This is a genomic window from Streptomyces sp. NPDC002676 (assembly GCF_053592455.1).
Window position 1 is genome coordinate 539,999 of record NZ_JBSFVT010000001.1, and the last position, 25,511, is coordinate 565,509.

Consider the following 25,511-nt stretch of genomic DNA (forward strand, 5'->3'; position numbering starts at 1 on the left):
ATGGCGGGAGAACCGCAGGACGACTGCCTGTTCTGCAAGATCGTCGAGGGACACATCCCGGCGACGATCGTCCGCGAGACGGAAACCACCGTTGCCTTCCGGGACATAAACCCCCAGGCGCCCACACACGTCCTGGTGATCCCCAAGGTGCACTACAAGAACGCGGCCGAACTCGCCGTCGCGGAACCGGCCGTCGCCGCCGACATACTGCGCGAGGCGCAGGCCGTCGCCGACGAGGACAAGCTGGAGAGCTACCGCATCGTCTTCAACACCGGCAGCGGGGCGGGCCAGACCGTCTGGCACACCCACGCGCACGTCCTCGGCGGCCGTGGCATGCAGTGGCCCCCCGGATAAGTCGCCATGTCGGTCCGTGAATTGGTGGTCCTCGGCACCGCCAGCCAGGTCCCGACCCGGCACCGCAACCACAACGGCTACCTGCTGCGCTGGGACGGCGAGGGCATCCTGTTCGACCCCGGCGAGGGCACACAGCGGCAGATGCTGCGCGCCGGGGTCGCCGCCCACGACCTGAACCGGATCTGCGTCACGCACTTCCACGGGGACCATTCGCTGGGCCTCGCGGGCGTCATCCAGCGGATCAACCTCGACAAGGTTCCGCACGAGATCACCGCCCACTACCCGCGTTCCGGACAGCGCTTCTTCAACCGGCTGCGGTACGCGACCGCATACCGGGAGACCGTCGAGCTGACCGAGGCACCCGTGGACGCCGACGGCGACCTCGCGGTCACCCCCTCGTACACCCTGGAAGCCCGCAAGCTGTCCCACCCCGTCGACTCCTACGGCTACCGGCTGACCGAGCCCGACGGGCGCCGCATGCTGCCCGAGCGGCTCGCCGAGCGCGGGATCAAGGGCCCGGACGTGGGCCTGCTCCAGCGCGAGGGCAGGCTCGGGGACGTGACCCTGGACGAGGTCAGCGAGGTGCGGCGCGGGCAGCGGTTCGCGTTCGTCATGGACACCCGGCTGTGCGACGGGGTGTACGCGCTCGCCGAGGGCTGCGACATGCTCGTCATCGAGTCGACCTTCCTCGACGAGGACGCCGAAATGGCCGTCGACTTCGGGCACTTGACCGCAGGGCAGGCGGCGGGCGTGGCGCGGGACGCCGGTGTGCGCCACCTGGTCCTCACCCACTTCAGCCAGCGCTACTCCGATCCGGAGGAGTTCGAGCGGCAGGCGCGGGCGGCCGGCTTCGCCGGGGAGCTGACCGTGGCGCAGGACCTGGATCGGGTGGCGGTTCCGAAACGGCGATAAAACGCCCGTACGATGCTTTGATGGCCCTCCCGAAAGCAGAACTGCACCTCCACATCGAAGGCACCCTGGAGCCCGAGCTGGCGTTCGAGCTGGCCGCCCGCAACGGCGTGACCCTTCCGTACGCGGACACGGGCGAGCTTCGCAAGGCGTACGACTTCGAGGACCTCCAGTCCTTCCTGAACCTCTACTACGAGCTGATGGCCGTCCTGCGCACCGAGCAGGACTTCGCGGACCTCGCGAACGCCTACCTCGCCCGCGCGGCCGCGCAGGGTGTGCGGCACGCGGAGATCTTCTTCGACCCGCAGGCCCACCTCGCCCGGGGCGTGGCCATGGGCACGGTCGTGGAGGGGCTGTGGCGGGCGCTCGGCCGCAGCGAGGAGAACCACGGGATCTCCACCCGGCTGATCCTGTGCTTCCTGCGCGACGAGTCCGCCGAGTCCGCCATGGCGACCCTGGAGGCGGCCAAGCCGTACCTGGACCGGATCACCGGCATCGGGCTCGACTCCGCCGAGGTCGGACACCCGCCGGTGAAGTTCCGCAAGGTGTACGAGGCCGCCGCCGCCCTCGGGCTGCGGCGCGTGGCGCACGCCGGTGAGGAGGGGCCGCCGGAGTACATCACCGAGGCTCTGGACGTGCTCGGCGTGGAGCGCGTCGACCACGGGCTGCGCTGCATGGAGGACCCGGCGCTGGTCGAGCGGCTGGTGCGCGAGCGAGTCCCGCTGACCTTGTGCCCGCTGTCGAACGTCCGCCTGCGCACCGTGGACACGCTCGCCGACCACCCCCTCCCGGCCATGCTCGACGCCGGGCTGCTGTGCACGGTCAACTCCGACGACCCGGCCTACTTCGGCGGCTACGTGGGCGACAACTTCCACGCCGTGCGCGCGACCCTGGGCCTGACCGAGGACCGGATGCGCGAACTGGCCCGCAACTCCTTCCTCGCCTCCTTCCTGGAGGACGACGAGGAGCGGCGGGCCCGATACCTGGCCGAGGTGGAGGCGTACGAGTTCGGATGACGACGGCCTGGGCGGGTGGTCCAGGGCAGGACGCCCCGCTGGTGGGCGCCGGGCTGGTGCGGCCGCCTTCTGTGTGATCGGCCGTGCCGGGGTGCGGTGTGGTGCACACTGGCCACGTCCGCACCACCGCAGGGAGCGCACCGTGAGCCCGTCCCACACGATCGCCGGAGAGGAACCCGAGCACCTCACCCGGGCAGCGCGCTGTCAGGCCCAGGTCGATCCGCTCGCCGCCCTGCGCACACCGGGCGACCCGCCCTGGGACGTCTACCTCACCGGCACGGTCTTCCTGGACATCATCTTCACCGGCCTGGACTCCGCGCCCGTGCGCGGCACCGAGTCCTGGGCCCGGGGCATGGGCTCCAGCCCCGGCGGGGTCGCCAACATGGCCACCGCGCTGGCCCGCCTCGGCCTGAAGACCTCCCTGGCCGCGGCCTTCGGCGACGACCACTACGGCGACTACTGCTGGGACGCGCTCGAACAGGGCGAGGGCATCGACCTCACCGCCTCGCGGACCGTGCCCGGCTGGCACTCCCCGGTGACCGTGTCGATGGCCTACGAGGGCGAGCGCACCATGATCTCCCACGGTCACGAGCCGCCCCCGGAGGCCGCGCTCATCCAAGAGGGCGCCCCCGACTGCCCGCCCCCCGCGCGGGCCGCCGTCGCCTCCCTCACCCCTGGCAGCCGGGCCCCCTGGATCGCCCGGGCCGCCCGCGAGGGCACCCGGATCTTCGCGGACGTCGGCTGGGACGACACCGGCGCGTGGGATCTGGGCGGGCTCGCCGACCTGGAGCACTGCGAGGCGTTCCTGCCCAACGCGGAGGAGGCGAAGCGGTACACGGGCGCCGACTGCCCGCGGCTCGCCGCGCATGCCCTGACCGAGCACGTGCCGGTGGCCGTGGTGACGCTGGGGCCGGAGGGGGCGTACGCGGTGGACCGGCGGACCGGGGAGGCCGCCGAGGTGCCCGCGATCGCCGTGGAGGCGCTGGATCCGACGGGGGCGGGGGATGTGTTCGTCGCCGGGTTCGTGACCGGGTCCCTGGCGGGGTGGCCGCTGGCGGACCGGCTGGCGTTCGCCGGGCTCACGGCCGCCTTGTCGGTGCAGGAGTTCGGGGGGTCCCTGTCGGCGCCGGGGTGGTCGGAGATCGGGGCGTGGTGGCGGCGGGTGCAGTCCCTTCCGGGGCAGGACCCGGCTGCTCTGCAGAGGTACGCGTTCCTTGAGGGACTTGTGCCTGCGGAGCTGGACCGCCCTTGGCCGTTGCGGCGGGCCGTGCCGACCATTGGGTTCCGGCGGGCGGGCTGACGTACCAGGGGGCTCCCGCCCCCTGGACCCCCGGCCTATGCCCACCCTCCCCCGCGCTCGGCTGCGCTCGCGCGGGGGGACCCCCATCCCGAAACTGTCGGCTCAGAGAGGGAAAGCGGCCCCCGTCGAAAAGCCCTTCGGGCTTGTCAGTCCACCGTCGTACCCTGGAATCGCGAGGCCGCCCTCAGCCGTGCGGCCGTGACGAGGAGGAACCGCAGGCCTACAGCGCCGGCCCATGACTCAGACACCCACAGCTCACACCTCCGCGCAGGAGCGGGCGAGAGCACAGTTCACCGTCCCCGCCCAGCACCCGATGGTCACCGTGCTGGGATCCGGCGACTCCCTGCTGCGCGTGATCGAGAAGGCCTTCCCGGGGGCCGACATACACGTCCGGGGCAACGAGATCAGCGCGGTCGGCGATCCCGCCGATGTCGCCCTGATCTCGCGCGTGTTCGACGAGATGATGCTGGTGCTCCGCACCGGGCAGCCGATGACGGAGGACGCAGTGGAACGCTCGATCGCCATGCTCAAGGCGAGCGAGAACGGGACGAGCGACGGGGCGGAGACCCCGGCGCAGGTGCTGACGCAGAACATCCTGTCCTCTCGCGGCCGTACGATCCGCCCCAAGACCCTCAACCAGAAGCGCTACGTCGACGCGATCGACAAGCACACGATCGTCTTCGGCATCGGGCCCGCCGGTACCGGCAAGACCTACCTGGCCATGGCCAAGGCCGTGCAGGCCCTGCAGTCCAAGCAGGTCAACCGGATCATCCTGACCCGCCCGGCGGTGGAGGCGGGCGAGCGGCTCGGCTTCCTGCCCGGCACGCTGTACGAGAAGATCGACCCCTACCTGCGCCCGCTGTACGACGCGCTGCACGACATGCTCGACCCGGATTCCATTCCGCGGCTGATGGCCGCCGGGACCATCGAGGTCGCGCCGCTCGCCTACATGCGCGGACGCACGCTCAACGACGCCTTCATCATCCTGGACGAGGCCCAGAACACGAGCCCCGAGCAGATGAAGATGTTCCTCACCCGCCTCGGCTTCGACTCGAAGATCGTGATCACCGGTGACGTGACCCAGGTCGACCTGCCGAACGGCACCAAGTCCGGTCTGCGGCAGGTGCAGGAGATCCTGGAGGGCGTCGAGGACGTCCACTTCTCCCGGTTGTCTTCCCACGATGTCGTCCGGCACAAGCTGGTGGGCCGTATCGTCGACGCGTACGAGTTGTACGACAGCAAGCACGGCACCGAGAACGGCACCCACAAGGGCGGCCATGGAAAGACCGGTGCCAAGGGCACCAAGGGGAAGTAGACCAGTACGGCCATGTCGATCGACGTCAACAACGAGTCCGGCACCGAGGTAGACGAGCAGGCGGTCCTGGACATCGCCCGCTACGCGCTCGCGCGGATGCGCATCCACCCGCTCTCCGAACTGTCGGTGATCGTCGTGGACGCCGACGCCATGGAGCAGCTGCACATCCAGTGGATGGACCTTCCGGGTCCCACCGATGTCATGTCCTTCCCGATGGACGAGCTGCGCCCGCCCACGAAGGACGACGACGAGCCCCCGCAGGGGCTCCTCGGCGACATCGTGCTGTGCCCGGAGGTCGCCGCCAAGCAGGGCGCCGAGGCGCCGACGCAGCACTCCATGGACGAGGAGCTCCAGCTGCTCACCGTCCATGGAGTGCTGCACCTGCTGGGGTACGACCACGAGGAGCCCGACGAGAAGGCGGAGATGTTCGGGCTCCAGGCCGCCATCGTGGACGGGTGGCGGGCCGAGCGCGGGCTGACCGGGCCGTCGCCGGCGCCGACCGTCTCGTAAGCGAAACGGTCCTCCCATGAGTCCGCAGATCGTCCTCGGCGCGATCGCGCTCGTCGTCGTCGCCTGGCTCGCCGCCTGCGCGGAGGCGGGCCTCGCGCGCGTGTCCAGCTTCCGCGCCGAGGAGGCCGTGAAGTCCGCCCGCCGGGGCAGCGCCAAGCTCGCCCAGGTCGCGGCCGACCCCACGCGCTATCTCAACGTGGCCCTGCTGGTCCGCGTGGCCTGCGAGATGGCCGCGGCGGCCCTGGTCACCTACGCCTGCCTGCAGGAGTTCGCGGCCACCTGGCAGGCGCTGCTGGTCGCCATCGGCGTCATGGTGCTGGTGTCGTACGTCGCCGTCGGTGTCTCCCCGCGCACCATCGGCCGCCAGCACCCGCTCAACACCGCGACGGTGGCGGCGTACGTGCTGCTGCCGCTCGCCCGGGTGATGGGCCCGATCCCGTCGCTGCTGATCCTCATCGGCAACGCGCTGACGCCGGGCAAGGGCTTTAGGCGCGGGCCGTTCGCCTCCGAGGCGGAGCTGCGCGCGCTGGTGGACCTCGCCGAGAAGGAGTCGCTGATCGAGGACGAGGAGCGCCGCATGGTGCACTCGGTCTTCGAGCTGGGCGACACCCTCGTCCGCGAGGTCATGGTGCCGCGCACCGACCTCGTCACCATCGAGCGCTTCAAGACCATCCGCCAGGCCCTCACCCTCGCCCTGCGCTCCGGGTTCTCCCGCATACCGGTGACCGGGGAGAGCGAGGACGACATCGTCGGGATCGTGTATCTGAAGGACCTGGTCCGCAAGACGCACATCAACCGTGACGCGGAGGGCGACCTGGTCTCCACGGCCATGCGCCCCGCCGTGTTCGTGCCCGACACCAAGAACGCCGGCGACCTGCTGCGCGAGATGCAGAAGGAACGCAACCACGTCGCCGTCGTCATCGACGAGTACGGCGGCACCGCCGGGATCGTCACCATCGAGGACATCCTGGAGGAGATCGTCGGCGAGATCACCGACGAGTACGACCGGGAACTCCCGCCCGTCCAGCGTCTCGGCGACGACCGCTGCCGGGTCACCGCCCGCCTGGACATCACCGACCTCGGCGAGCTGTACGGCCTGGACGAGTTCGACGACGAGGACGTGGAGACCGTCGGCGGACTCCTCGCCAAGGCCCTCGGCCGGGTGCCGATCGCCGGCGCGTCGGCCGAGGTCGAACTGCCCGACGGCCGCAGGCTGAAGCTGACGGCGGAGGCCGCGTCCGGCCGCCGGAACAAGATCGTGACCGTGCTGGTGGAGCCGGTGCCCGCGCTCGCCGCGGAGGAGACGAAGCCGGAGTGACCCCCGAGCGACTGCGCGCCTTCTGCCTGTCCTTCAACGCGGCCGTGGAGGACTTCCCGTTCAGCCCGGAGGTCTCGGTCTTCAAGGTGCTGGGCAAGATGTTCGCCCTGAGCCGGCTGGACGCGCGGCCCCTGACGGTCAACCTGAAGTGCGACCCGGAGGACGCGGTCCGGCTGCGGGACGAGCACGAGGGGCTGATCATCCCCGGGTACCACATGAACAAACGGCACTGGAACACCGTGACCGTGGACGGCGGACTCCCCGACCGGCTCGTGAAGGAGCTGATCGAGGACTCGTACGACCTCGTCGTCGCCGGTCTGCCGAGGGCCGAACGGCTGCGGCTGGACCGGCCCTAGGCCGTTGGTGAACGACGCTGCGCGCGGCCGTGTTGTGCACACGGCCGCGCGCAGCGGGTCGTTCAGGCCCTGGAGTCGGCTCGGCGCAGGCCCAGGGCGACCAGGACCGCGGCGGCGAGGACGAGCGCCGCGTCCAGGGCGAGGACCGTGTGGACGCCGGTCAGCAGGTCACCGGAGGTGGTGGCCAGCACGCCCAGCAGCGGGATGCCGACCGTGAGGCCGACCTGCTGGGTGGAGGTCACCAGGCCCGTGGCCAGGCCCTGTTCCTCGTCCGGGACGCCGGAGGTGACGGTCAGGCCGTACGAGATGATCGCGCCCAGGTGGCACATGCTGGCCAGGGACACGGCAGCCGTGGCGAGCCAGACCGACCAGTTGTGGGTGTTCAGCGGCAGCAGCGCCCCCACCAGCACGCCCTGTCCGGCCAGCGAGCCCACCAGGGTGCGGCGGGCGCCGAAGCGGCCGATGACCTTCGGGGCGAGCGTGCCCGCGACCGCCGACAGCGCGCCCTGGACGCCGAAGACCAGACCCGTCTGGAACGCCGACAGGTGCAGGATGTCCTGGAGGTACAGGGTCAGCACGAAGACCACCGTCGACATCATCGAGAAGGTGACCAGGCCGCCCAGGTTGCCCCACGCCACCGTGCGGCGGCGCAGCATGGGCAGCGAGACCAGGGGGGCCTGCGAGCGGGATTCGATCACCGTGAACGCGGTCAGCAGGGCGAGGCCGGCGATCAGGGCCGTGATGACGTCGGGGCGGCCGAAGCCGTGGTCGGCGGCCGTGGACAGGGCGTAGATCAGCGACAGCAGGCCGGTGGTGACGGTGATCGCGCCGGGCACGTCCAGGCGCGGGCGGTCCGGGGTGCGGGACTCCGGCAGCAGGCCCGGCGCCAGCGGCAGCACGATCAGCGCGAACACGGCGAGCAGGGCCATCGTGGAGCGCCAGCCGAGCGCGTCGGTCAGGACCCCGCCCGCGACCATCCCGACGGTGAAGCCCAGCGACAGCAGCGTGCCCGAGATGCCGAGGGCGCGGTCGCGGGCCGGCCCCTCCGGGAACGTGGTGGTCAGCAGGGACATGCCCGTCGGGACGATCGCCGCCGCCGCGAGGCCCTGCAGGGCACGCCCGGCGAGGAACACCGCCGGGTCCCAGGCCAGGGTCGCCAGCAGCGAGGCCGCGCCGAACAGGCCCAGGCCGGCGAGGAACAGCCTGCGGCGGCCGTACAGGTCGCCGATCCGGCCGAACAGGAGCAGGAAGCCGCCGGACGGGAGCGCGAACGCCGTGACCGCCCACTGCAGGGCGGAGCGGCTCATGCCGAGGTCGGTGCCGAGGTCGGGCAGCGCCACGTTCAGGACGGAGAAGTCCAGGGCGACCATGAACTGGGCCGCGCACAGGACGAAGAGGACGAGTTTGTCGCGCGTCGACAGCCGGGGGGCGCCGAGCGGTTCGCCTACGGAGGTGGTGGGTTGGGTGGTGGTGTCGATCGCCATGTCACGAGCTTCGGGCCCGCGGAATACGGGTGGGGAGTCGGAACTTATGGTGGTGGTGGCACCACCAGACGCGACGGGGGAGGAGCGGGTACGTGCCTGCTGCGGAGGCGATGAAGAACCACCGGCGGAACGAGCTGCGCGAGTTCCTGATGAGCCGGCGGGCCCGGGTCAGTCCCGAGGATGCCGGACTGCCGGTCGGCGGCGGCCGGCGCCGTACGCCCGGCCTGCGCCGCGAGGAGGTCGCCGTGCTCGCCGGCGTGGGCGCCTCCTGGTACCAGTGGCTGGAGCAGGGGCGGGACATCTCCGTCTCCCCGCAGGTCCTCGACTCGGTGGCCCGGGTGCTGCGGCTGAGCAACGCCGAGCGGCGGCACCTGTACCTGCTCGCCGGGCTGAACCCGCCCGCGCCCGAAGTGGCGCCCGAGAAGCGGGACATGTGCGACGGGCTGCGGCGGCTGATCGACACCTGGATGCCGTATCCGGCGCACATCATGGACCGGTACTACAACTGCGTGATGTACAACGAATCCGCCGCGCTGGTGCTCGGCATGCGGCCCGGCATCACCCAGAACTGTCTCGTCGACTTCTTCACCGATCCGCTGTACCGGTCGCGGAGCAGGAGCTGGGAGCGGAACGCGCGTACGGTCGTCGCTCAGTTCCGGGCCGCCTGTGCCGCCCGGCCGGACGACGAGGGGTACCGGGCGGTGCTCGCCGAGGTGAGCGAGGCGAGCCCGGAGTTCCTGGAGCTGTGGGCCGAGCAGGGCATCGAGGACGCCGGACAGGTCCGCAAGGAGCTGCACCATCCTGTGGTCGGGCTGCTGGCGGTGGAGGCGACGGTGCTGACGGTGCCCGCCCGGCCCGATCTGTCGATCGTGCTGCACACCCCGCTGGCCGAGGCGAACACCGCCGCGAAGCTGGAGTGGCTGGCCTCCCCGGAGGGCAGGCGCGGAACGATGTACCCCGTGGCGGGGTGAGCGGCCCGTGGCTCCGTATGCTCGGGGCATGACCGAGAGCAACGCGCTTGACCCCGAGGACCGCAAGATCGTGACCCTGGCCCGCTCGGCGCGGGCCCGCAACGGCGTGCCCGAGGGGGCGGCCGTACGGGACGAGACCGGGCGTACGTATGTCGCCGGGTCGGTGCAGCTCGAGCATCTTCAGCTGACCGCGCTGCAGACCGCCGTGGCCATGGCGGTGGCGTCGGGGGCGCAGTCGCTGGAGGCGGCGGCCGTGGTGAGTGAGGCGGCGGAGGTCGCTGCCGGGGACCGGGCCGCTGTGGCCGACCTCGGTGGCGCCGGGACGCCGGTGCTGCTCGCCGGGCCCGACGGAGCCGTGAAGCTGACGGTCCCGGCGGGCGCCGCAGAGTAGTCCGGATTTCATCCTTGCCGTCGCCTGCCTCTCGCGCATCAATGGAGCCGTAAGTTCCGACGACCCGTCAGATCCGCACCGCCGCCGCAGCGTGCCCGCATCCGCCTGTGCCGGCCTGCCGCTCGTCGGCGTACCTCCCAGTCCATCCCCACATGGCATTCCCCACCAGGGAAGGGAAGCGGATCACCATGAGAGGCAAGCGCACGGCAACAAGTGCGGCGTTGGCGGCCGGGGCCCTCGCGGCTCTCGGGCTCGCCTTCGCGCCCACCGCGGTCGCCGTCACCCCACAGTCGGCGACCATCAACGCGAACTGCGGTATCTACGGCGGCGGAGCGGCCACGCTCACCGCCACCCAGAGCGGCACCTCGGCCACCATCACCATCACGTCCTCCGCCATCACCGTGCCGATCGCGGTGTCGCAGGACTCGGTCTCGTCCGCCCTCACCCTCGTGAAGGGGAGCGGCGGCACGAGCGTCTTCAGCGGCAGGAAGAACCCGGCCATGGCCGCGGGTGCCCACGTCACCGTCGGTCCGCTCAGCGGCACCGTGGCCTCCGGTGACAGCCTGGAGGCGTACGGCGGCTCGCTGAAGATGACCGTCTTCGGGATCACCATCACCTGCACGGCGACCGCCAAGCAGTCGCCCGGCCCGTTCGTCTTCAGCTGAGTCATGACCGACCCGGTGAACTGAGCGATCTGTTCCGGATGCCGCAGAAACTGATGATCCGTCAGATTTCTGCGGCATCTCCATTGACTTCTCACCCCGGCTCCACATCAATGCCCCCTGTCGGCGCAGACGAGCCGCTGCGCCCGCAACCCTCAGGAGGGGGCCCATGGGTCCGACACCCCACAGATCCCGACGGTGGCGCTGGGCGTCACTGTTCGGGGCGACCGCGCTCGCGGTCACCGCGGGCGGCGCGCTGGCCTATCCGGCCGGCGCCGCCGGCGCGAACGTGGACTTCGCCACACACTGCATCCCGCCCGCCGTCGCCGGCATCCCGCCGATCGACGGCACCACCACCGCCAGTGTGTCGGTGGACAAGACCAGTCCGAAGGTCGGCGACACGGTCAACGTGACCTACACGGTCGTCACGGCCGCCGCCAGCAACCCCACCGAGCTGGCCCTGCCGGCCGACATCATGACCCCGACCGGCAAGGTCACCCTCGGTGGCGCCCAGACCGGCGGCGTCACCGTCGCCGGACCGAAGAAGAACCCCCCGGTGCCGGGGAAGGCGGCCTTCCCGTCCTTCTCCATGACCGGGTCGTTCACCGTCACCAAGCCCGGCCAGATCACCCTCTCGCCGGGCGACTACAACATCCACACCAGCTACATCATGGAGCTGGACACCCCGTGCACGGTCATCAACCCGCCCGCACCGGTGTCGCAGACCATCACGGCGAGCGACGGCACACCGGCCAACACCCGTGCCATCTCGCTCGGTTCGGCCTCCGGTGACCCGGGTGCCAGTGTCACCGTCAGCGGCAGCAACTTCACGCCGGGCGCCACCGTCACCCTGGCCGGGCGGTCCGGGGGCAACCAGACCGCGGACACCGCCACCGTGACCGCGAACGCCCAGGGCTCCTTCAGTGGTTCGCTGGTCGTCAACGACAAGACGACGACCGGGATCGTGGCGTACGAGGGCGCCTCCTGGAACGCGGACAAGGGCGCGGGCCCCGCGGCCTACGTCGTCAACGACAACACGCCCGTCCCGCCCGGCAGCCAGAAGCTGACCACCACGGTCAAGGCGGGCACCCTGTCCATGTCCCAGGCCGGGGACGCCGTCGCGCTGTCGGCGGTCGACTTCGGCAAGGGCGGGGCCTCGACCGGGTCCCTGCAGACGGTGACCGTCAAGGACTTCCGCGGCGGGCCCGCGGGCTGGTCGCTGACCGGCAAGGTCACCGACTTCACCGGCCCCGGCGCCAAGGTCGATGCCGGGAAGCTGAGCTGGACCCCGGCCTGCGCGACCAAGCCGGGCAGCCCCAGCACCTGCAAGGCCGGTTCGGCGGGCACGGTGGGCACCTCGGGAGCGACCCTCGCGTCGACCTCCGACGCCACGGTCACCGGCGGTGAGTTCACCGTCGATGCCGGACTCTCCCTGGACGTACCGGCGTTCACGCCTCCGGGCTCGTACTCCGGCGTGCTCACGCTGACGCTCACCTGAGCGTGCGGGCGTCCGCACCCGCCCGTTCCCCTGTCTTCCGTCCCTGGGGGTCCGCACTCATGCGCAAGCTGTACGTCGTCCTCCTGGGCCTCCTGCTGGCATGGCAGGCCACGCCCGCGCACGCCGCCGACAACGGCAGCTGGTCCGTGTACCCGCTCGCCTCGAAGGTCGCCGCGCGGCCGTACTTCTACCTCTCCGCCGACCCCGGCCAGACCCTCACCGACAAGGTCGCCGTCCAGAACAAGACCGGGCGTCCGCTCACCTTCCGGCTCTACGCGGCCGACGCCTACAACACCGCCCGCGACGGCGGGTTCGCGGTACGCACCCTGAAGGAGCGGATGCTGGGGGTGGGCGCGTGGGCGCGGATCGCGAGGACGCGGGTCACCGTGCCCGGGCACAGGACCGTCACCGTGCCCTTCACCCTGCGCGTGCCCCAGGGCGCCGAACCCGGCGACCACCCGGGCGCGATCGTCGCCCTCGACGAGCGGATCGACCCCGGCAGCGGTTCACTGGCGCTCGGTGTCCAGCGGGCCGTCGGCGCCCGTATCTACCTCCGGGTCAGCGGACCCGCACTCCCCGCGCTCTCCGTCGGGCAGGTGCGCATCAGCCACCACCAGCCGCTCGTGCCGGGCCTCGGCGACAGTACGGCGACCGTCTCCTACACCCTGCACAACACCGGGAACGTCACCCTCGACCCGAAGGTGGAGCTGAAGGCGCGCGGGCTGTTCGGCCGTACGCTGCTCGACCGGGACCTCACCCGCGTCCCCTCCGAGCTGCTGCCCGGCCAGCGGGTCCGGCTCACCGAACGCTGGTCCGGGGCACCCCAGCTGGACCGGGGCCGCATCACGCTGACCGCGAGCGCCCAGGGCACCCGCGACTGCGCGGGCGCGTCCTTCCTCGCCCTGCCCTGGCTGCCGGCCTCGCTGGTCCTGGGCGCGGGCGCGGTGGGCGGGGTGCTGCTGGTCAGAGCGCGTCGGGGCCGCGCTCGCCGGTCCGTACCCGTACGACCGTCTCGACGGGGACGGACCACACCTTCCCGTCCCCGATCTTCCCCGTCTGCGCGGCCCTGACCACCGCGTCGATCACGTCGTCGGCGACCGCGTCCTCGACCACGACCTCGATCCGCGCCTTCGGCACCAGGTCGACCCGGTACTCGGCCCCCCGGTACACCTCCGTGTGGCCGCGCTGACGGCCGTAGCCGCTCGCCTCGGTCACGGTCAGCCCGTGCACACCCAGCTCCTGCAGGGCGGTCTTGACCGCATCGAGGCGGTACGGCTTGACGATCGCGGTGATGAGCTTCATCTGATTCCTCCGTGGATACTCCGCCCTTCAGGGCGGAGGGGAAACGGACTCCTGCGGAGCAGGGCAAAGGACTGCGATTCGCGGTCAGGGCGGATCGCAGTGCTCTGACCCGCAGGTTTGGTCTTTACCGATTGCTGGCCTAGTTTGTGAGCATGCCCACTCGCGTGAAGCGGGCGTTCAAGTACCGCTTCTATCCGACCGATGCGCAGGCAGCGGAGCTGTCGCGCACGTTCGGATGCGTGCGCAAGGTCTACAACATGGCGCTCGCGGCCCGTACCGAGGCGTGGGCGCGTCAGGAGCGGATCAACTACAACGCCACCTCGGCGATGCTGACCGCGTGGAAGAAGACCGAGGAACTCGCGTTCCTGGGCGAGGTGTCGTCGGTCCCGCTCCAGCAGTGCCTTCGGCATCTGCAAGGGGCTTTCGTCGCTTTCTGGGAGAAGCGGGCGAAGTATCCGCGGTTCAAGTCCCGGAAGAGGTCGCGGAGGTCCGCCGAGTACACCACCAGCGGTTTCCGTTTCCGGGACGGCAGGCTGACGCTGGCGAAGATGAGCGAGCCGCTGGACATCGTGTGGTCGCGTCCCCTGCCAAAGGGCGCGGTCCCGTCGACGGTGACCGTGTCCCAGGACAGTGCGGGGCGCTGGTTCGTGTCCCTGCTGTGCGAGGACCCGTCCGTCATGCCGCTCCCGGCCACGGACGCGGCGATCGGCGTCGATGTCGGACTGCACCACCTGCTGACCCTCTCCACCGGCGAGAAGATCGCCAACCCGAGGCACGAGCGCCGCGACCGCGCCCGCCTCGCCAAGGCCCAGCGGGAGCTTGCCCGCAAGGCCAAGGGCGACGGCACCAACCGGGCCAGGGCCCGGCGCAGGGTCGCGAAGATCCATGCCCGGATCACCGACCGGCGTCGCGACGGCCTGCACAAGCTGACCACTCGTCTCGTTCGTGAAAACCAAACGATCGTGATCGAGGACCTGACCGTGCGGAACATGGTCAGGAACCGGAGCCTGGCCCGCGCCATCTCGGACGCGGCATGGAGCGAGTTCCGCAGCATGCTGGAGTACAAGGCCGCCTGGTACGGGCGGGAAGTGATCGCGGTCGACCGCTTCTTCCCTTCCTCCAGGCTGTGCTCCCACTGCGGCACCATGCAAGAGAAGATGCCGCTGAACGTGCGCGCGTGGACGTGCGACTGCGGCACCACGCACGACCGCGACGTGAACGCGGCACGCAACCTCAAGGCCGCCGGGCTGGCGGTGTCGGCCTGTGGAGCCGGTGTAAGACCTCAACGGAGCACTCCGGGCGGGCAGTCGGTGATGAAGCAGGAACCCCCACGGCGCGAGCCGTAGGAATCCCCCTCGTTCACGAGGGGGGAGGAAGCCAAGCCTGGGTGACCTTCTGGGCGCGCGCTGGGGACGGAGTGGGAGACCGGGGCGCCGCGGCCCAGGACGCCGTGATCGTATGCCGCCTCGGTGCGCACCGTAAGGTCCAGGCCGGTGTGCTCCTGCTCCTCGCTCGCCCGGAAGCCCAGCGCCTTGTCGAGCAGCTTGCCGAGGCCGTACGTCACCGCGAAGGCGTACGCGGCCACGACCACCACGGCGACCAGCTGCTTGCCGAGCGGGGCGAGTCCGCCGCCGTAGAAGAGGTCCTCCGTGCCGCCGGTCATCGCCTTCTCGGCGAGCAGGCCGATCGGCAATGCCGATGACGGGGTTGTGGTGCTCTGTTACGTTCGGTGACTACGAAGCTGGTGGTTGGAGTGCGGCGACGCGGGGTGGCCGGGTGGCCGCAGTGTGTATACGGGTATATTTCCGTGACGTTTCATTGCCTGAGGGTTACAAATCCTCACGGTGCGGCCGGGCCTCGTGGATCAGGGACAATGAACGGCATGAGCGTTCGCACCCAGTCATCCGAGCAGCCGGCCGAGACCGCCCACCGCGCCGGCTTCGCCTGCTTCGTGGGCCGTCCCAACGCGGGCAAGTCCACCCTCACGAACGCTCTGGTCGGGCAGAAGGTGGCGATCACCGCGAACCAGCCGCAGACGACGCGGCACACGGTGCGCGGCATCGTGCACCGGTCCGACGCCCAGCTGATCCTGGTGGACACCCCGGGGCTCCACAAGCCGCGCACCCTGCTCGGCGAGCGGCTCAACGACGTCGTACGGACGACGTGGGCCGAGGTCGACGTGATCGGCTTCTGCCTTCCCGCGAACGAGAAGCTCGGCCCCGGCGACCGCTTCATCGCCAAGGAGCTGGCCGGGATCCGGAAGACCCCGAAGGTCGCCATCGTCACCAAGACCGACCTGGTCGACTCCAAGACCCTCGCCGAGCAGCTGATCGCGATCGACCAGCTGGGCAAGGAGCTGGGCTTCGAGTGGGCTCAGATCGTGCCGGTGTCGGCGGTCGGCGACAAGCAGGTGGGCCTGCTGGCCGACCTGATCGTCCCGCTGCTGCCGGAGGGCCCGGCCCTCTACCCCGAGGGTGACCTCACGGACGAGCCCGAGCAGGTCATGATCGCGGAACTCATCCGCGAGGCGGCGCTGGAGGGTGTGCGCGACGAGCTGCCGCACTCCATCGCGGTGGTCGTGGAGGAGATGCTCCCGCGCGAGGACCGTCCGGCGGACCGGCCGTTGCTGGACATCCATGCCAACGTCTACATCGAACGGCCCAGCCAGAAGGGCATCATCATCGGCCCCAAGGGCAAGCGGCTGAAGGAGGTCGGCATCAAGTCCCGCAAGCACATCGAAGCGCTGCTGGGTACGCCGGTGTTCCTGGACCTCCACGTCAAGGTCGCGAAGGACTGGCAGCGGGACCCGAAGCAGCTGCGCAGGCTGGGCTTCTGAGTCCTCTTTCCCACCGGCCGGCCCGTCTCGGTCCGCTGGAGACTTGCCGACGCGGGGTTTCGCCGCGGGACCCATGGCGTGTGTTTCGGGTCTCGGTCGGGGGAGCGGGCGGGATCTGGTCCAGCGGGCACATCGAGGCGCTGCTGGGGACGCCGGCCGCGCGGCGGTAGCCGCACATCGATGCAGCCTGGACCTCCACGTCAAGGTCGCGAAGGACTGGCAGCGAGACCCGAAGCAGCTGCGCAGGCTGGGCTTCTGAGGCACTGGGGCTCTGCCCCGGACCCCGCCAGGGGCTCCGCCCCCGGACCCCGTTTCCCACCCGCCGACCCGACTCGGTTGGCTGGTAATGCCCGCCCGCCGGTCTCGGTCGGCTGGGACCATCAGCCGCCGCCAGGCGGGGACACCCCGGAGCCGGCGGAGGAGTCCGTGCGGTCAGGGCCGGCTCGGTGACAGGTCCTGGAGGCCCACCACGCGCAGCAGTTGGAGCCGTTCGTGGGACTCCGTGCCCGGGCGGGCCGTGTGGATGATGAGCAGGTGGTGCTGGGCGTCGTTGAGGAGGACCTCGCAGTCCAGCTCCAGGAGACCGACCAGCGGGTGCTGGAAGCGTTTCGTCGACGCGCGGCGCACCGCCACCTCGTGCTCGTCCCAGAGGCGGGTGAACTCCTCGCTCGCTGCCCGCAGTTCGGCCACCAGCGCCGCCGGTTCCGGGTCCGTGGGGCGGGCCGCCGCCACCGCCCGCAGGTTCGCCACGTGCTGCCGGGCGTGCTCCGCCCGGTCCTCCGGCGGGAACAGCTCGCGGGCGGTCGGGTCCAGGAAGTAGCGGCGGACCAGGTTGCGGTCCCGCGGCGGGCGGGCGGACGCGTCGCCCGTCAGCGCCCTCGCCAGCGCGTTCTGGGCCAGCACGTCCCCGCAGTCCGTCACCACCTGTGCGGGAGTGTCGTGCAGCCGGTCCAGGACCAGGAGCAGCCCGGGGCCGACATGCCCCGACGCCGCCGTACGGCGCGGTGGCTCCTCGCCCGCCAGGTGGAACAGGTGGTCGCGCTGGTCGTCGGTCAGGCGCAGCGCCCGCGCCAGGGCCGTCAGCATCTGGCGGGAGGGGCGGGGGCCCCGGGACTGCTCCAGGCGTGTGTAGTAGTCGGCGGACATGCCGGCCAGGGACGCCACCTCCTCCCGGCGCAGCCCGGGCGTACGGCGGCGGGCGCCCGCCGTGAGGCCCACGTCGGAGGGTTCCAGGCGGGCGCGGCCACGGCGCAGGAAGTCGGCGAGTTCGGCTCGGTTCACGCCTCAAGAGTGAAGGAGCCCGTCCGGCTTATCCAGGGAGTGCCAATCCCCTGATCGGGAGGTCTCTCCCGCCAGGCCCGGTTCGCGCCGAAGCTGAATGCATCCACCCGGCAGAGCAGATCACCCCGAGGAGCAGATCATGCTGACACTCGTCACCGGCACCACCGGCCAGGTCGGCCGCGCGTTCGTCACCCGCCTGCTGGCGCAGGCCCGCCCCGGAGAGCAGGTGCGCATCCTGGTGCGGGACGAGAGCCGCGGGGCCGCCCTCGCCGACCTCGGCGCACAGGTCGTCGTCGGTGACCTCCGCGACAGCGAGGCCCTCGGCAAGGCGCTCGCCGGAGCCGACGCCGTGGTCAACATCGCCGCCGCCTTCCGGGGCGTGCCGGACGAGGAGATGCGGGCCGTGAACCGTGACGCCGCCGTGGAGCTGGGGCGAGCCGCCGTGGCCTCCGGTGTGCGGCGTTTCGTGCAGGTCAGCACCAACCTCGTCTACGGCGAGGGGCGTGCCCGCCCGCACGAGGAGGACGACGCGAGCGTCCCGGGCGGGCCGCTGTGGGGCGCCTACCCGGAGTCGAAGGCCGAGGCCGAGCGGCAGTTGCTGGCGCTCGACGGCCTCGACGTGCGCGTCGGCCGCCTCGCCTTCGTCTACGGCGAGGGCGACCCGCACCTCGCCCAGTCCCTGCGCTGGCTCGCACACTGGCCCGCCGCCAAGCGCTTCCACCTGGTCCACGTGGCCGACGTCGCCCAGGGACTCATGCGTCTGCTGTACGCCCCCGGTGCCGACGGCCGCGTCTACAACATCGCCGACGACGCCCCCGTCACCGCCCTGGACGTCCACCGACTTCTCGGCGCCGACCTCCCGGCGGAGGCCCACACCCGCGTGGACGAGGACCCCTGGCACGGCGTCGTCTCCACCGACCGCATCCGGCGCGAGCTGGGCTTCCACCCGCAGTACCCCACGATCTGGACCGCCCGGGACGCCGGAGCCCTCTGACCCCACCTGCGGCCACGCCTCAGTCCACTCCCCGGATCCGGCCCACCAGCCCCGCCCCCGCCAGCCCGATCACCGCAGCCACCAGGTACAGCACCCGGTAGCCGCCCAGGTAGGTGACGATCGGTGCGGCCAGGGCGGGTGCCGCGACCTGGGGCAGGGCGTTGGCCACGTTGATGACGCCGAGGTCCTTGCCCCGGTCCCCGGCCTTCGGCAGGACGTCCGTCATCAGCGCGAAGTCGACCGACGTGAACACGCCGAAGCCGATGCCGAGGACCGCCGCCGCCACGATCGCGCCCGGCCAGGTCTGCCACCCCGACAGAGCCGCCGTCGCCACCGCCATCAGCGCACCCGACCACAGCACGAACGGCTTGCGCCGGCCCACCCGGTCCGACCAGACGCCCCCGACGACGACCGTCGCGAGCAGCGTCAGCCCGTTCACCGCCGTCAGGATCAGCACACCCTGGTCGGGGTCGTGGTAGTGGACGCGGTCCCGCAGGTAGTAGAGGAGGTACAGCAGGACGAGCGAGTTGCTCAGGTTGATCAGGAACCGGGTCAGCCACGCCCAGCCCAGGTCCGGGTAGCGGCGCGGGCTCAGCCAGAAGCCCGCGAGAAAGCCCCGCCAGGACCAGGGCGCACGTGCCTCGGGCGGCAGCCGCAGGTCCTCGTGGCGCAGGACGTACGGCAGCACGCCCACCGCCGTGAACACCGCGCACGCGACGTACCCGGCCCCGACCCCGCCCGCCGCGGTCGCAAGCCCCGTCCCGCCGACCACCCCGAGGATCTGTGCCGCCCCCAGCCAGCCGCCCACCGCGCCCCGTTGGAGCCGCGGCACGCGGTCCGGCACCGCCGCCGTCACCGCCGCGAAGGCCGCGTTCAGCGTCAGCTGGACCAGGCACCAGCCCGCCGCCATCGTCCACACCCCGCCCGCGCCCGCGAGCAGCAGCAGCGACAGCGCGCCGCCCGCCGTGCCGGCCACGATCCACGGCGTACGGCGGCCCCGGCGGGAGGTCGTGCGGTCGGACAGCGCGCCGAAGACCGGGTTCGCCACCAGCGACACCACCGCGCCGACCCCCGTCACCCAGGCCAGCATCGTCTCCTTCGACATCCCGGAGCCGGGCGCGAAGTCCTTGGCCTGCGAGGCGAGCAGGATCTGCAGCGGCCCGAACCAGCCCACCCATATCGCCCCGTTGGCCAGCGACAGGGCCGCCGTCCAGCCCCGGCCGACCGGTTCGACGGGCTCGGCGAGGGCGAGGGCCGGGTCCGGCGGGCGGGTCGTGGTCATCTCTGCGCCCGCAGCACGTCCCGGAACCAGTGGTAGGAGGCCTTCGGGGTGCGCTGCTGGGTCGCGTAGTCGACGTGCACGAGGCCGAAGCGGCGGGCGTAGCCCTCCGCCCACTCCCAGTTGTCCATCAGGGACCAGACGAAGTAGCCGCGCACGTCCACACCCGCCTGCGAGGCCGCGTGCAGGGCGCGGATGTGGGCGTCCAGGTAGGCGATGCGGTCCTGGTCGTCGATGCCCTCGTACGAGCAGCCGTTCTCGGTGATGACGATCGGCGGGAGCCGGTCGCCGTAGCGGTCGCGGAAGCCGGTCAGCAGCTCGGTCAGCCCCTCCGGGACGATGGGCCAGCCGAAGTCGGTGACCGGGCGCCCCTCGATCTCCTGGACGGAGAAGGGGAGTTCGGCCGGCATGGTGATCCCGCCGAACTCGGTCTCCGTACCCTGCGGGGCGCCCACCCTGGTCGGTGCGTAGTAGTTGACGCCGTAGAAGTCGACCGGCTCGGCGATGACCAGCAGATCCGCGGCCACATCGCCCGGCATCAGCTCCCCGATGCCCTCCGGGTACGCGCCCAGGAGGATCGGCTCGGCGAACATCCGGTTCAGCAGGACGTCGTAGAAGTCCGCCGCCTCCACGTCGGCCTGTTCCTTCGAGGCGGCCCAGGTCGGGCCGTGCGAGTTGGCGACGCCGATGTCCGTCGCCCCGGCCGCGCGCAGGGCCCGTACGGCCAGACCGTGGGCGAGGAGCTGGTGGTGGGCGACGGGGAGGGCGTCGAACAGGAGCTGTTTGCCGGGCGCGTGGACGCCCAGCGCGTGCCCCAGCAGGGTGTGTTCGGCGGGTTCGTTGAGCGTGATCCACTTGTGTACGCGGTCGCCCAGCCGCTCGGCCACCACCGACACGTACGCGGCGAACCGGGCCGCGGTGTCCCGGTCCAGCCAGTCCAGCGCGGCCGGCAGGTCCCAGTGGTAGAGGGTGGGCACAGGCCGTACGCCCGCCGCGCACAGCTCGTCCACCAGGCGGTCGTAGAAGTCGAGGCCGCCGGGGGAGTTCACCCGGGGCCAGGAGATCGAGAAGCGGTAGGCGTCCACGCCGAGGTCGGCGAGGAGGGCCACGTCCTGCGGGTAGCGGTGGTAGTGGTCGCAGGTCACCGCCGCCGTCGAGCCGTCCTTCACCCGCCCCGGCCCGGCCGTGAACGCGTCCCACACGGACGCCTCACGTTCGCCGACGGCGCCCTCGATCTGGTGCGCCGAGGTCGAGACGCCCCACAGGAAGCCGGCCGGGAAGCGGGGGATCGGATTGCCTGCATCAGTCGCCATGCGCGGGATCATCCTTACCGGCGGTAACGGAAGTCAACGCCCGCGCAGGAAAAGGTGGTTACGCGCCTTCCTTCAGCACCCGCGAGATCAGCTTGCGCTGCTCGTCGGTCAGCCGCGGGTCCGCGCAGTACACCGTGTGCCCGTCCACGGTGATCTCGTAGTTGAAGCCGTCCGGTACTCCCACGGGCGGCGTGCCCCGGCCGTCGGCGACCGCCTGCCCGGCCAGGGCCTGCCACTCGTCCGCATCGGCGCGCCCCGAGGTGTCCACCTCGGCAAAGCGTTCGATGCCCGCGAAACCACCCGTGCGCCTCACCTGAATCCGCATGGGTCCATGTCTAGTACGGAACTACGCCGACGGCACCCCGACCTGCTCCCAGGCCTTCTGCACGGCCTGCAGCTCGTCCCCGGCGCCGTACCGCTCCCGGGCCGCCTTCACCGTCAGCGTGGCGAAGGCCGCGAAGTCCGCGTCCGATCCCAGCTCGCCGCCGGTGAGGACGTCGTACCAGATCTGCCCGGCCTTCTCCCAGGCGTGCCCGGCGAGGGCCGTGGCGGTCAGGTAGAAGGCGTGGTTCGGGATGCCGGAGTTGATGTGCACGCCGCCGTTGTCGCGGCTGGTGTGGACGTAGTCGTCCATCCTCGCGGGCTGCGGGTCCTTGCCGAGGTTGGGGTCGTCGTACGCCGTGCCCGGGGCCTTCATCGAGCGCAGCGCGGTGCCGTGGACGGCCGGGGCGAGCAGGCCCTCGCCGATCAGCCAGTCGGCCTGGTCGGCCGTCTGGCCGAGCGAGTACTGCTTGATCAGGGAGCCGAAGACGTCGGAGACCGACTCGTTCAGGGCGCCGGACTGGCCGTAGTACTCCAGGTTCGCGGTGTACTGCGTGACCCCGTGGGTGAGCTCGTGGCCGATGACGTCGACGGAGGTGGTGAAGTCGACGAAGATCTCGCCGTCGCCGTCCCCGAAGACCATCTGCCGGCCGTCCCAGAAGGCGTTGTCGTAGTTCTCGCCGTAGTGCACGCTCGCGTTCAGCGGCAGTCCGCTGCCGTCGATGGAGTCGCGCTGGTAGGCCTTCAGGTACAGCTCGAAGGTGGCGCCCAGGCCCGCGTAGGCGCGGTTGACGGAGCCGTCCTGGACCGGGTCGTGGCCCTCCGCGCGGACCTTCTTGCCGGGCAGGGTGGTCCGGTGGTGGGCGTCGTAGATCGTGCGGTTCGGGCTGCTGGTGTCGGGCGCCGCGGCGGCGAGGGTGGCCGCGGTGCGGACCGCGGTCACGCGGCGGCGGGTGCGCTGTGCGGAGTCGTGCTCCAGGGTCTGGAGCGCGCGCTGGGCGAGGGAGACGTCGTCGTGCCGCGCGAGGTGGTCGAGGATGTGCGGTGGGACGATCGTGCAGAAGACGGGCTCGAAGCCCCCGTTGGTCGTCATGCCCGGAACCCTTGCACTGAGTGATGTCGATGTCACTACTAGCGACCTTGATTGGTGAAATACACGGACATTCGTCATCACTCTGTGTCGCGGAGTGGTAGTGGGCGGCGACCGGCGAGTGGCATGGCGCACTTTTTGTCCTATTTTCCGACCCGGTTCCGCATACTGATACAGGCCCGCGCACCCGGCGCGGCTCGGCTAGGCTGCGCAGCATCATGCGTTTCGGGCTGCTTCTTCTTAGCTGCCGCGGCGAGGGCCTGTAGTCAAAGGCCGACTCCCTCCCCGCGGAGCTCTGGCGTTGCGTCGTCGGCCGTCCACCGGACCCGCGGACCCGCGGTCTTCTCGAGGAGCCCACGCAATCATGGCGAACCGCCAGCAGCCCAGTTCCATGCCGATCCACAAGTACGGCCGCTACGAGCAGGTCGACATCCCGGACCGCACCTGGCCGGAGCAACGCGTCACCGTCGCCCCCCGCTGGCTCTCCACCGACCTGCGTGACGGCAACCAGGCCCTGATCGACCCGATGTCGCCCGAGCGCAAGCGCCGGATGTTCGACCAGCTGGTCAAGATGGGCTACAAGGAGATCGAGGTCGGCTTCCCCGCCTCCGGCCAGACCGACTTCGACTTCGTGCGCTCGATCATCGAGGAAGAGGGCGCGATCCCCGAGGACGTGACCATCTCCGTGCTGACCCAGGCCCGCGAGGACCTGATCGAGCGGACGGTGGAGTCCCTGAAGGGCGCCCGCCGGGCCACCGTCCACCTGTACAACGCCACCGCCCCGGTCTTCCGCCGGGTCGTCTTCCGCGGCTCCAAGGACGACATCAAGCAGATCGCCGTCGACGGCACCCGCCTGGTGATGGAGTACGCCGAGAAGCTGCTGGGCCCCGAGACCGACTTCGGCTACCAGTACAGCCCGGAGATCTTCACCGACACCGAGCTGGACTTCGCACTGGAGGTCTGCGAGGCGGTCATGGACGTCTACCAGCCGGGCCCGGGCCGCGAGATCATCCTCAACCTGCCCGCCACCGTGGAGCGTTCGACCCCGTCCACGCACGCGGACCGCTTCGAGTGGATGCACCGCAACCTCTCCCGCCGCGAGTACGTCTGCCTGTCCGTCCACCCGCACAACGACCGCGGTACGGCCGTGGCCGCGGCCGAGCTGGCCGTGATGGCCGGCGCCGACCGCGTCGAGGGCTGCCTGTTCGGGCAGGGCGAGCGCACCGGCAACGTCGACCTGGTCACCCTGGGCATGAACCTGTTCTCCCAGGGCGTCGACCCGCAGATCGACTTCTCCGACATCGACGAGATCCGCCGTACGTGGGAGTACTGCAACCAGATGGAGGTCCACCCGCGCCACCCGTACGTGGGCGACCTGGTCTACACGTCCTTCTCCGGCTCCCACCAGGACGCCATCAAGAAGGGCTTCGACGCCATGGAGGCCGAGGCGAAGGCCAAGGGCGTCACCGTCGACGACATCGAGTGGGCGGTCCCGTACCTGCCGATCGACCCGAAGGACGTCGGCCGCTCCTACGAGGCCGTCATCCGCGTCAACTCGCAGTCCGGCAAGGGCGGTATCTCCTACGTCCTGAAGAACGACCACAAGCTGGACCTGCCGCGCCGCATGCAGATCGAGTTCTCGAAGCTCATCCAGGCGAAGACGGACGCCGATGGCGGCGAGATCACGCCGAAGGAGATCTGGGCGGTCTTCCAGGACGAGTACCTGCCGAACCCGGACAACCCCTGGGGCCGTATCCAGGTGAAGACCGGCCAGTCGACCACCGACACGGACGGCGTCGACACGCTGACCGTCGAGGCCACGGTCGACGGCGAGGACACCGTCCTGTCCGGCTCCGGCAACGGTCCGATCTCGGCGTTCTTCGACGCCCTGGAGTCCATTGGCCTGGACGTACGCCTGCTGGACTACCAGGAGCACACGATGAGCGAGGGCGCCTCCGCGCAGGCCGCCTCCTACATCGAATGCGCGATCGACGGCAAGGTTCTGTGGGGGATCGGCATCGACGCGAACACGACGCGTGCGTCGCTGAAGGCGGTCGTCTCCGCGGTGAACCGCGCGGCCCGCTGACGGCGGTGACCCGCTCCTGACCGGGCATTTCGGGGCCCCGGCCGCTGCTTGCGGCGGCCGGGGCCCGTTCGCTGCTCGTCGCTTCTCGGCCAGCGCGCCCAGCAGGTCACGGAAAGGTCTCTTACGGGGTACTGACTGAACCTCCGTGATGTGGCTAACATCACGCAAGCGCTGCGATGTTGCCGCGCGGTTACGGAGGTGCGACGTGCTGCCAGTACGGGGACGAGAAGACCGCGCCGCCAGGGCTGTGCGCATCCTGGGCATCGGCACCGCGTGGACACCGGTCGGGGACGGCGAGTTCTTCTGCCCCGGCTGCGGCGGGGACCGCAACTACCAGCGGCTCACCGGCCGCCGCCGCGTCACCCTCTTCGGGATGCCCGTGCTGCCGCGCGGGACGACCGGACCGGTCGTGGAGTGCGCGGCCTGCCGCCACCACTTCGGCACCGACGTCCTCGACCACCCCACCACCCGCCGCTTCGCCGCGATGCTCCGCGACGCCGTGCACACCGTCGCCCTCGCCGTGCTCGCCGCGGGCGGCACCTGCTCCCGTACGGCCCTGGAGACCGCCGCCGGAGCGGTCCGCGCGGCCGGCTTCGACGGGTGCACCGAGGAACAGCTGGCCGCCCTGGTCGAGGCCGTGGCCGCCGACACCGGACGGGTCCTCGGCGGGCCCTGCGGCTCCAGCCTCGCCATAGAGCTGCACGAGGCCCTGGACCCGCTCGCCCCGCACCTGGCCACCCCCGGACGCGAGTCCCTGCTGCTCCAGGCCGCCCGGATCGCGCTGGCCGACGGCCCCTACACGCCCGCCGAACGCGAAGTCCTCACCACCATCGGCGCGGCGCTCACCATCTGCTCCGACGACGTCAGCCGGCTGCTCGCCGCCGCCCGTACGCCCTCCTGACCGGGGGGCCGCGGCGATCGGGGG

General features: G+C 71.1%; 25 protein-coding genes and 1 pseudogene. 18 read left to right on the forward strand and 8 right to left on the reverse strand.

Going from position 1 to position 25,511, the window contains the following annotated elements:
* The 8 genes from ACWD3E_RS02405 to ACWD3E_RS02440 all read left to right on the forward strand — a co-directional run bounded on the left by ACWD3E_RS02405 (position 1) and on the right by ACWD3E_RS02440 (position 7,078).
* Positions 1-354 carry a histidine triad nucleotide-binding protein gene (locus ACWD3E_RS02405; protein WP_451354554.1) on the forward strand — a complete coding sequence of 118 codons (354 nt, stop codon included), beginning with the start codon at positions 1-3 and terminating at the stop codon, positions 352-354.
* 6 nt (positions 355-360) lie between these two features.
* On the forward strand, positions 361-1,266 hold the full coding sequence (locus ACWD3E_RS02410; RefSeq protein ID WP_451385665.1) for a ribonuclease Z: 906 nt from the start codon (positions 361-363) through the stop codon (positions 1,264-1,266).
* Positions 1,267-1,286: 20 nt separating this feature from the next.
* Positions 1,287-2,279 carry an adenosine deaminase gene (locus tag ACWD3E_RS02415; protein ID WP_451385666.1) on the forward strand — a complete coding sequence of 331 codons (993 nt, stop codon included), beginning with the start codon at positions 1,287-1,289 and terminating at the stop codon, positions 2,277-2,279.
* A 142-nt stretch (positions 2,280-2,421) separates the two neighbouring features.
* The gene (locus tag ACWD3E_RS02420; RefSeq protein ID WP_451385667.1) at positions 2,422-3,579 is read left to right on the forward strand and encodes a PfkB family carbohydrate kinase; all 1,158 of its coding nucleotides are present in this window, start codon (positions 2,422-2,424) and stop codon (positions 3,577-3,579) included.
* 235 nt (positions 3,580-3,814) lie between these two features.
* A complete protein-coding gene (locus ACWD3E_RS02425) occupies positions 3,815-4,894 on the forward strand; it encodes a PhoH family protein (RefSeq protein WP_451385668.1) in 1,080 nt (359 codons plus the stop codon).
* A 12-nt stretch (positions 4,895-4,906) separates the two neighbouring features.
* Positions 4,907-5,404, forward strand: coding sequence for an rRNA maturation RNase YbeY (gene ybeY / locus ACWD3E_RS02430; protein WP_451385669.1), 498 nt, complete (start codon positions 4,907-4,909; stop codon positions 5,402-5,404).
* 16 nt (positions 5,405-5,420) lie between these two features.
* Positions 5,421-6,722 carry a hemolysin family protein gene (locus ACWD3E_RS02435; protein ID WP_451385670.1) on the forward strand — a complete coding sequence of 434 codons (1,302 nt, stop codon included), beginning with the start codon at positions 5,421-5,423 and terminating at the stop codon, positions 6,720-6,722.
* Positions 6,719-7,078: an MmcQ/YjbR family DNA-binding protein gene (locus tag ACWD3E_RS02440; RefSeq protein WP_451385671.1), complete on the forward strand. Its 360-nt coding sequence runs from the start codon at positions 6,719-6,721 to the stop codon at positions 7,076-7,078. The genes ACWD3E_RS02435 and ACWD3E_RS02440 overlap by 4 nt, the downstream gene beginning before the upstream one ends.
* 62 nt (positions 7,079-7,140) lie before the next feature.
* Here ACWD3E_RS02440 and ACWD3E_RS02445 read toward each other — a convergent pair whose 3' ends face one another.
* Positions 7,141-8,562 (reverse strand): MFS transporter, encoded by a 1,422-nt coding sequence (locus ACWD3E_RS02445; RefSeq protein WP_451385672.1) that lies wholly within the window; start codon positions 8,560-8,562, stop codon positions 7,141-7,143.
* 110 nt (positions 8,563-8,672) lie between these two features.
* Between ACWD3E_RS02445 and ACWD3E_RS02450 the strand changes: the two genes are divergently transcribed.
* From ACWD3E_RS02450 to ACWD3E_RS02470, 5 genes are all read left to right on the forward strand, one after another.
* On the forward strand, positions 8,673-9,533 hold the full coding sequence (locus ACWD3E_RS02450) for a helix-turn-helix transcriptional regulator (protein ID WP_451386482.1): 861 nt from the start codon (positions 8,673-8,675) through the stop codon (positions 9,531-9,533).
* Positions 9,534-9,561: 28 nt separating this feature from the next.
* Positions 9,562-9,924 carry a cytidine deaminase gene (locus ACWD3E_RS02455; protein ID WP_451385673.1) on the forward strand — a complete coding sequence of 121 codons (363 nt, stop codon included), beginning with the start codon at positions 9,562-9,564 and terminating at the stop codon, positions 9,922-9,924.
* Positions 9,925-10,112: 188 nt separating this feature from the next.
* Complete coding sequence (locus ACWD3E_RS02460) at positions 10,113-10,589, forward strand: hypothetical protein (RefSeq protein ID WP_451385674.1); 477 nt, start codon at positions 10,113-10,115, stop codon at positions 10,587-10,589.
* Positions 10,590-10,755: 166 nt separating this feature from the next.
* Positions 10,756-12,084 (forward strand): beta-xylosidase, encoded by a 1,329-nt coding sequence (locus tag ACWD3E_RS02465; RefSeq protein ID WP_451385675.1) that lies wholly within the window; start codon positions 10,756-10,758, stop codon positions 12,082-12,084.
* Between the two features lie 59 nt (positions 12,085-12,143).
* Complete coding sequence (locus ACWD3E_RS02470) at positions 12,144-13,154, forward strand: WxL protein peptidoglycan domain-containing protein (protein ID WP_451385676.1); 1,011 nt, start codon at positions 12,144-12,146, stop codon at positions 13,152-13,154.
* Here the strand turns inward: ACWD3E_RS02470 and ACWD3E_RS02475 are convergent.
* On the reverse strand, positions 13,048-13,386 hold the full coding sequence (locus ACWD3E_RS02475; RefSeq protein WP_225836951.1) for a P-II family nitrogen regulator: 339 nt from the start codon (positions 13,384-13,386) through the stop codon (positions 13,048-13,050). The two genes, ACWD3E_RS02470 and ACWD3E_RS02475, sit on opposite strands and share 107 nt — an antisense overlap.
* Before the next feature lie 152 nt (positions 13,387-13,538).
* Between ACWD3E_RS02475 and ACWD3E_RS02480 the strand changes: the two genes are divergently transcribed.
* The gene (locus ACWD3E_RS02480) at positions 13,539-14,732 is read left to right on the forward strand and encodes an RNA-guided endonuclease InsQ/TnpB family protein (RefSeq protein ID WP_451385677.1); all 1,194 of its coding nucleotides are present in this window, start codon (positions 13,539-13,541) and stop codon (positions 14,730-14,732) included.
* A 59-nt stretch (positions 14,733-14,791) separates the two neighbouring features.
* Here ACWD3E_RS02480 and ACWD3E_RS02485 read toward each other — a convergent pair.
* A pseudogene (locus ACWD3E_RS02485) lies at positions 14,792-15,079 on the reverse strand (ammonium transporter); the annotation flags it as partial.
* Positions 15,080-15,268: 189 nt separating this feature from the next.
* Here ACWD3E_RS02485 and era point away from each other — a divergent pair.
* Positions 15,269-16,222, forward strand: a complete 954-nt coding sequence (gene era, locus ACWD3E_RS02490; RefSeq protein ID WP_451385678.1) for a GTPase Era — start codon at positions 15,269-15,271, stop codon at positions 16,220-16,222.
* 432 nt (positions 16,223-16,654) lie between these two features.
* Here the strand turns inward: era and ACWD3E_RS02495 are convergent, their stop codons facing one another.
* On the reverse strand, positions 16,655-17,503 hold the full coding sequence (locus ACWD3E_RS02495) for a helix-turn-helix transcriptional regulator (protein WP_451385679.1): 849 nt from the start codon (positions 17,501-17,503) through the stop codon (positions 16,655-16,657).
* A gap of 139 nt (positions 17,504-17,642) precedes the next feature.
* Between ACWD3E_RS02495 and ACWD3E_RS02500 the strand changes: the two genes are divergently transcribed.
* A complete protein-coding gene (locus ACWD3E_RS02500) occupies positions 17,643-18,497 on the forward strand; it encodes an NAD-dependent epimerase/dehydratase family protein (protein ID WP_451385680.1) in 855 nt (284 codons plus the stop codon).
* Positions 18,498-18,516: 19 nt separating this feature from the next.
* On the opposite strand, the gene ACWD3E_RS02505 is transcribed toward ACWD3E_RS02500, so the two are convergent.
* The 4 genes from ACWD3E_RS02505 to ACWD3E_RS02520 are packed head-to-tail and all read right to left on the reverse strand — an operon-like array spanning position 18,517 to position 22,503.
* Positions 18,517-19,779, reverse strand: a complete 1,263-nt coding sequence (locus ACWD3E_RS02505; RefSeq protein ID WP_451385681.1) for an MFS transporter — start codon at positions 19,777-19,779, stop codon at positions 18,517-18,519.
* Positions 19,776-21,089 carry a GH1 family beta-glucosidase gene (locus ACWD3E_RS02510; protein ID WP_451385682.1) on the reverse strand — a complete coding sequence of 438 codons (1,314 nt, stop codon included), beginning with the start codon at positions 21,087-21,089 and terminating at the stop codon, positions 19,776-19,778. Before ACWD3E_RS02510 ends, ACWD3E_RS02505 begins: the two co-directional genes overlap by 4 nt.
* A gap of 58 nt (positions 21,090-21,147) precedes the next feature.
* Positions 21,148-21,414, reverse strand: coding sequence for a protealysin inhibitor emfourin (locus ACWD3E_RS02515; RefSeq protein WP_451385683.1), 267 nt, complete (start codon positions 21,412-21,414; stop codon positions 21,148-21,150).
* A 21-nt stretch (positions 21,415-21,435) separates the two neighbouring features.
* Positions 21,436-22,503, reverse strand: coding sequence for a M4 family metallopeptidase (locus ACWD3E_RS02520; protein WP_451385684.1), 1,068 nt, complete (start codon positions 22,501-22,503; stop codon positions 21,436-21,438).
* 361 nt (positions 22,504-22,864) lie between these two features.
* Here ACWD3E_RS02520 and leuA point away from each other — a divergent pair, with 361 nt between their 5' ends.
* On the forward strand, positions 22,865-24,586 hold the full coding sequence (gene leuA, locus ACWD3E_RS02525) for a 2-isopropylmalate synthase (protein ID WP_451385685.1): 1,722 nt from the start codon (positions 22,865-22,867) through the stop codon (positions 24,584-24,586).
* 205 nt (positions 24,587-24,791) lie between these two features.
* Positions 24,792-25,487 carry a TerB family tellurite resistance protein gene (locus tag ACWD3E_RS02530; protein WP_451385686.1) on the forward strand — a complete coding sequence of 232 codons (696 nt, stop codon included), beginning with the start codon at positions 24,792-24,794 and terminating at the stop codon, positions 25,485-25,487.
* Positions 25,488-25,511 lie beyond the last annotated feature (24 nt).

Excerpts from the sequence above, each read along its gene's own strand:
- ACWD3E_RS02470 (WP_451385676.1), top strand. The coding sequence starts at position 12,144 with ATGCGCAAGCTGTACGTCGTCCTCCTGGGCCTCCTGCTGGCATGGCAG.
- leuA (WP_451385685.1), top strand. The coding sequence starts at position 22,865 with ATGGCGAACCGCCAGCAGCCCAGTTCCATGCCGATCCACAAGTACGGC.
- ACWD3E_RS02460 (WP_451385674.1), top strand. The coding sequence starts at position 10,113 with ATGAGAGGCAAGCGCACGGCAACAAGTGCGGCGTTGGCGGCCGGGGCC.
- ACWD3E_RS02435 (WP_451385670.1), top strand. The coding sequence starts at position 5,421 with ATGAGTCCGCAGATCGTCCTCGGCGCGATCGCGCTCGTCGTCGTCGCC.
- era (WP_451385678.1), top strand. The coding sequence starts at position 15,269 with ATGAGCGTTCGCACCCAGTCATCCGAGCAGCCGGCCGAGACCGCCCAC.
- ACWD3E_RS02520 (WP_451385684.1), bottom strand. The coding sequence starts at position 22,503 with ATGACGACCAACGGGGGCTTCGAGCCCGTCTTCTGCACGATCGTCCCA.
- ACWD3E_RS02445 (WP_451385672.1), bottom strand. The coding sequence starts at position 8,562 with ATGGCGATCGACACCACCACCCAACCCACCACCTCCGTAGGCGAACCG.
- ACWD3E_RS02465 (WP_451385675.1), top strand. The coding sequence starts at position 10,756 with ATGGGTCCGACACCCCACAGATCCCGACGGTGGCGCTGGGCGTCACTG.
- ACWD3E_RS02410 (WP_451385665.1), top strand. The coding sequence starts at position 361 with ATGTCGGTCCGTGAATTGGTGGTCCTCGGCACCGCCAGCCAGGTCCCG.
- ACWD3E_RS02455 (WP_451385673.1), top strand. The coding sequence starts at position 9,562 with ATGACCGAGAGCAACGCGCTTGACCCCGAGGACCGCAAGATCGTGACC.
- ACWD3E_RS02415 (WP_451385666.1), top strand. The coding sequence starts at position 1,287 with ATGGCCCTCCCGAAAGCAGAACTGCACCTCCACATCGAAGGCACCCTG.
- ybeY (WP_451385669.1), top strand. The coding sequence starts at position 4,907 with ATGTCGATCGACGTCAACAACGAGTCCGGCACCGAGGTAGACGAGCAG.
- ACWD3E_RS02500 (WP_451385680.1), top strand. The coding sequence starts at position 17,643 with ATGCTGACACTCGTCACCGGCACCACCGGCCAGGTCGGCCGCGCGTTC.
- ACWD3E_RS02405 (WP_451354554.1), top strand. The coding sequence starts at position 1 with ATGGCGGGAGAACCGCAGGACGACTGCCTGTTCTGCAAGATCGTCGAG.
- ACWD3E_RS02505 (WP_451385681.1), bottom strand. The coding sequence starts at position 19,779 with ATGACCACGACCCGCCCGCCGGACCCGGCCCTCGCCCTCGCCGAGCCC.
- ACWD3E_RS02480 (WP_451385677.1), top strand. The coding sequence starts at position 13,539 with ATGCCCACTCGCGTGAAGCGGGCGTTCAAGTACCGCTTCTATCCGACC.
- ACWD3E_RS02510 (WP_451385682.1), bottom strand. The coding sequence starts at position 21,089 with ATGGCGACTGATGCAGGCAATCCGATCCCCCGCTTCCCGGCCGGCTTC.
- ACWD3E_RS02450 (WP_451386482.1), top strand. The coding sequence starts at position 8,673 with ATGAAGAACCACCGGCGGAACGAGCTGCGCGAGTTCCTGATGAGCCGG.
- ACWD3E_RS02425 (WP_451385668.1), top strand. The coding sequence starts at position 3,815 with ATGACTCAGACACCCACAGCTCACACCTCCGCGCAGGAGCGGGCGAGA.
- ACWD3E_RS02515 (WP_451385683.1), bottom strand. The coding sequence starts at position 21,414 with ATGCGGATTCAGGTGAGGCGCACGGGTGGTTTCGCGGGCATCGAACGC.
- ACWD3E_RS02475 (WP_225836951.1), bottom strand. The coding sequence starts at position 13,386 with ATGAAGCTCATCACCGCGATCGTCAAGCCGTACCGCCTCGATGCGGTC.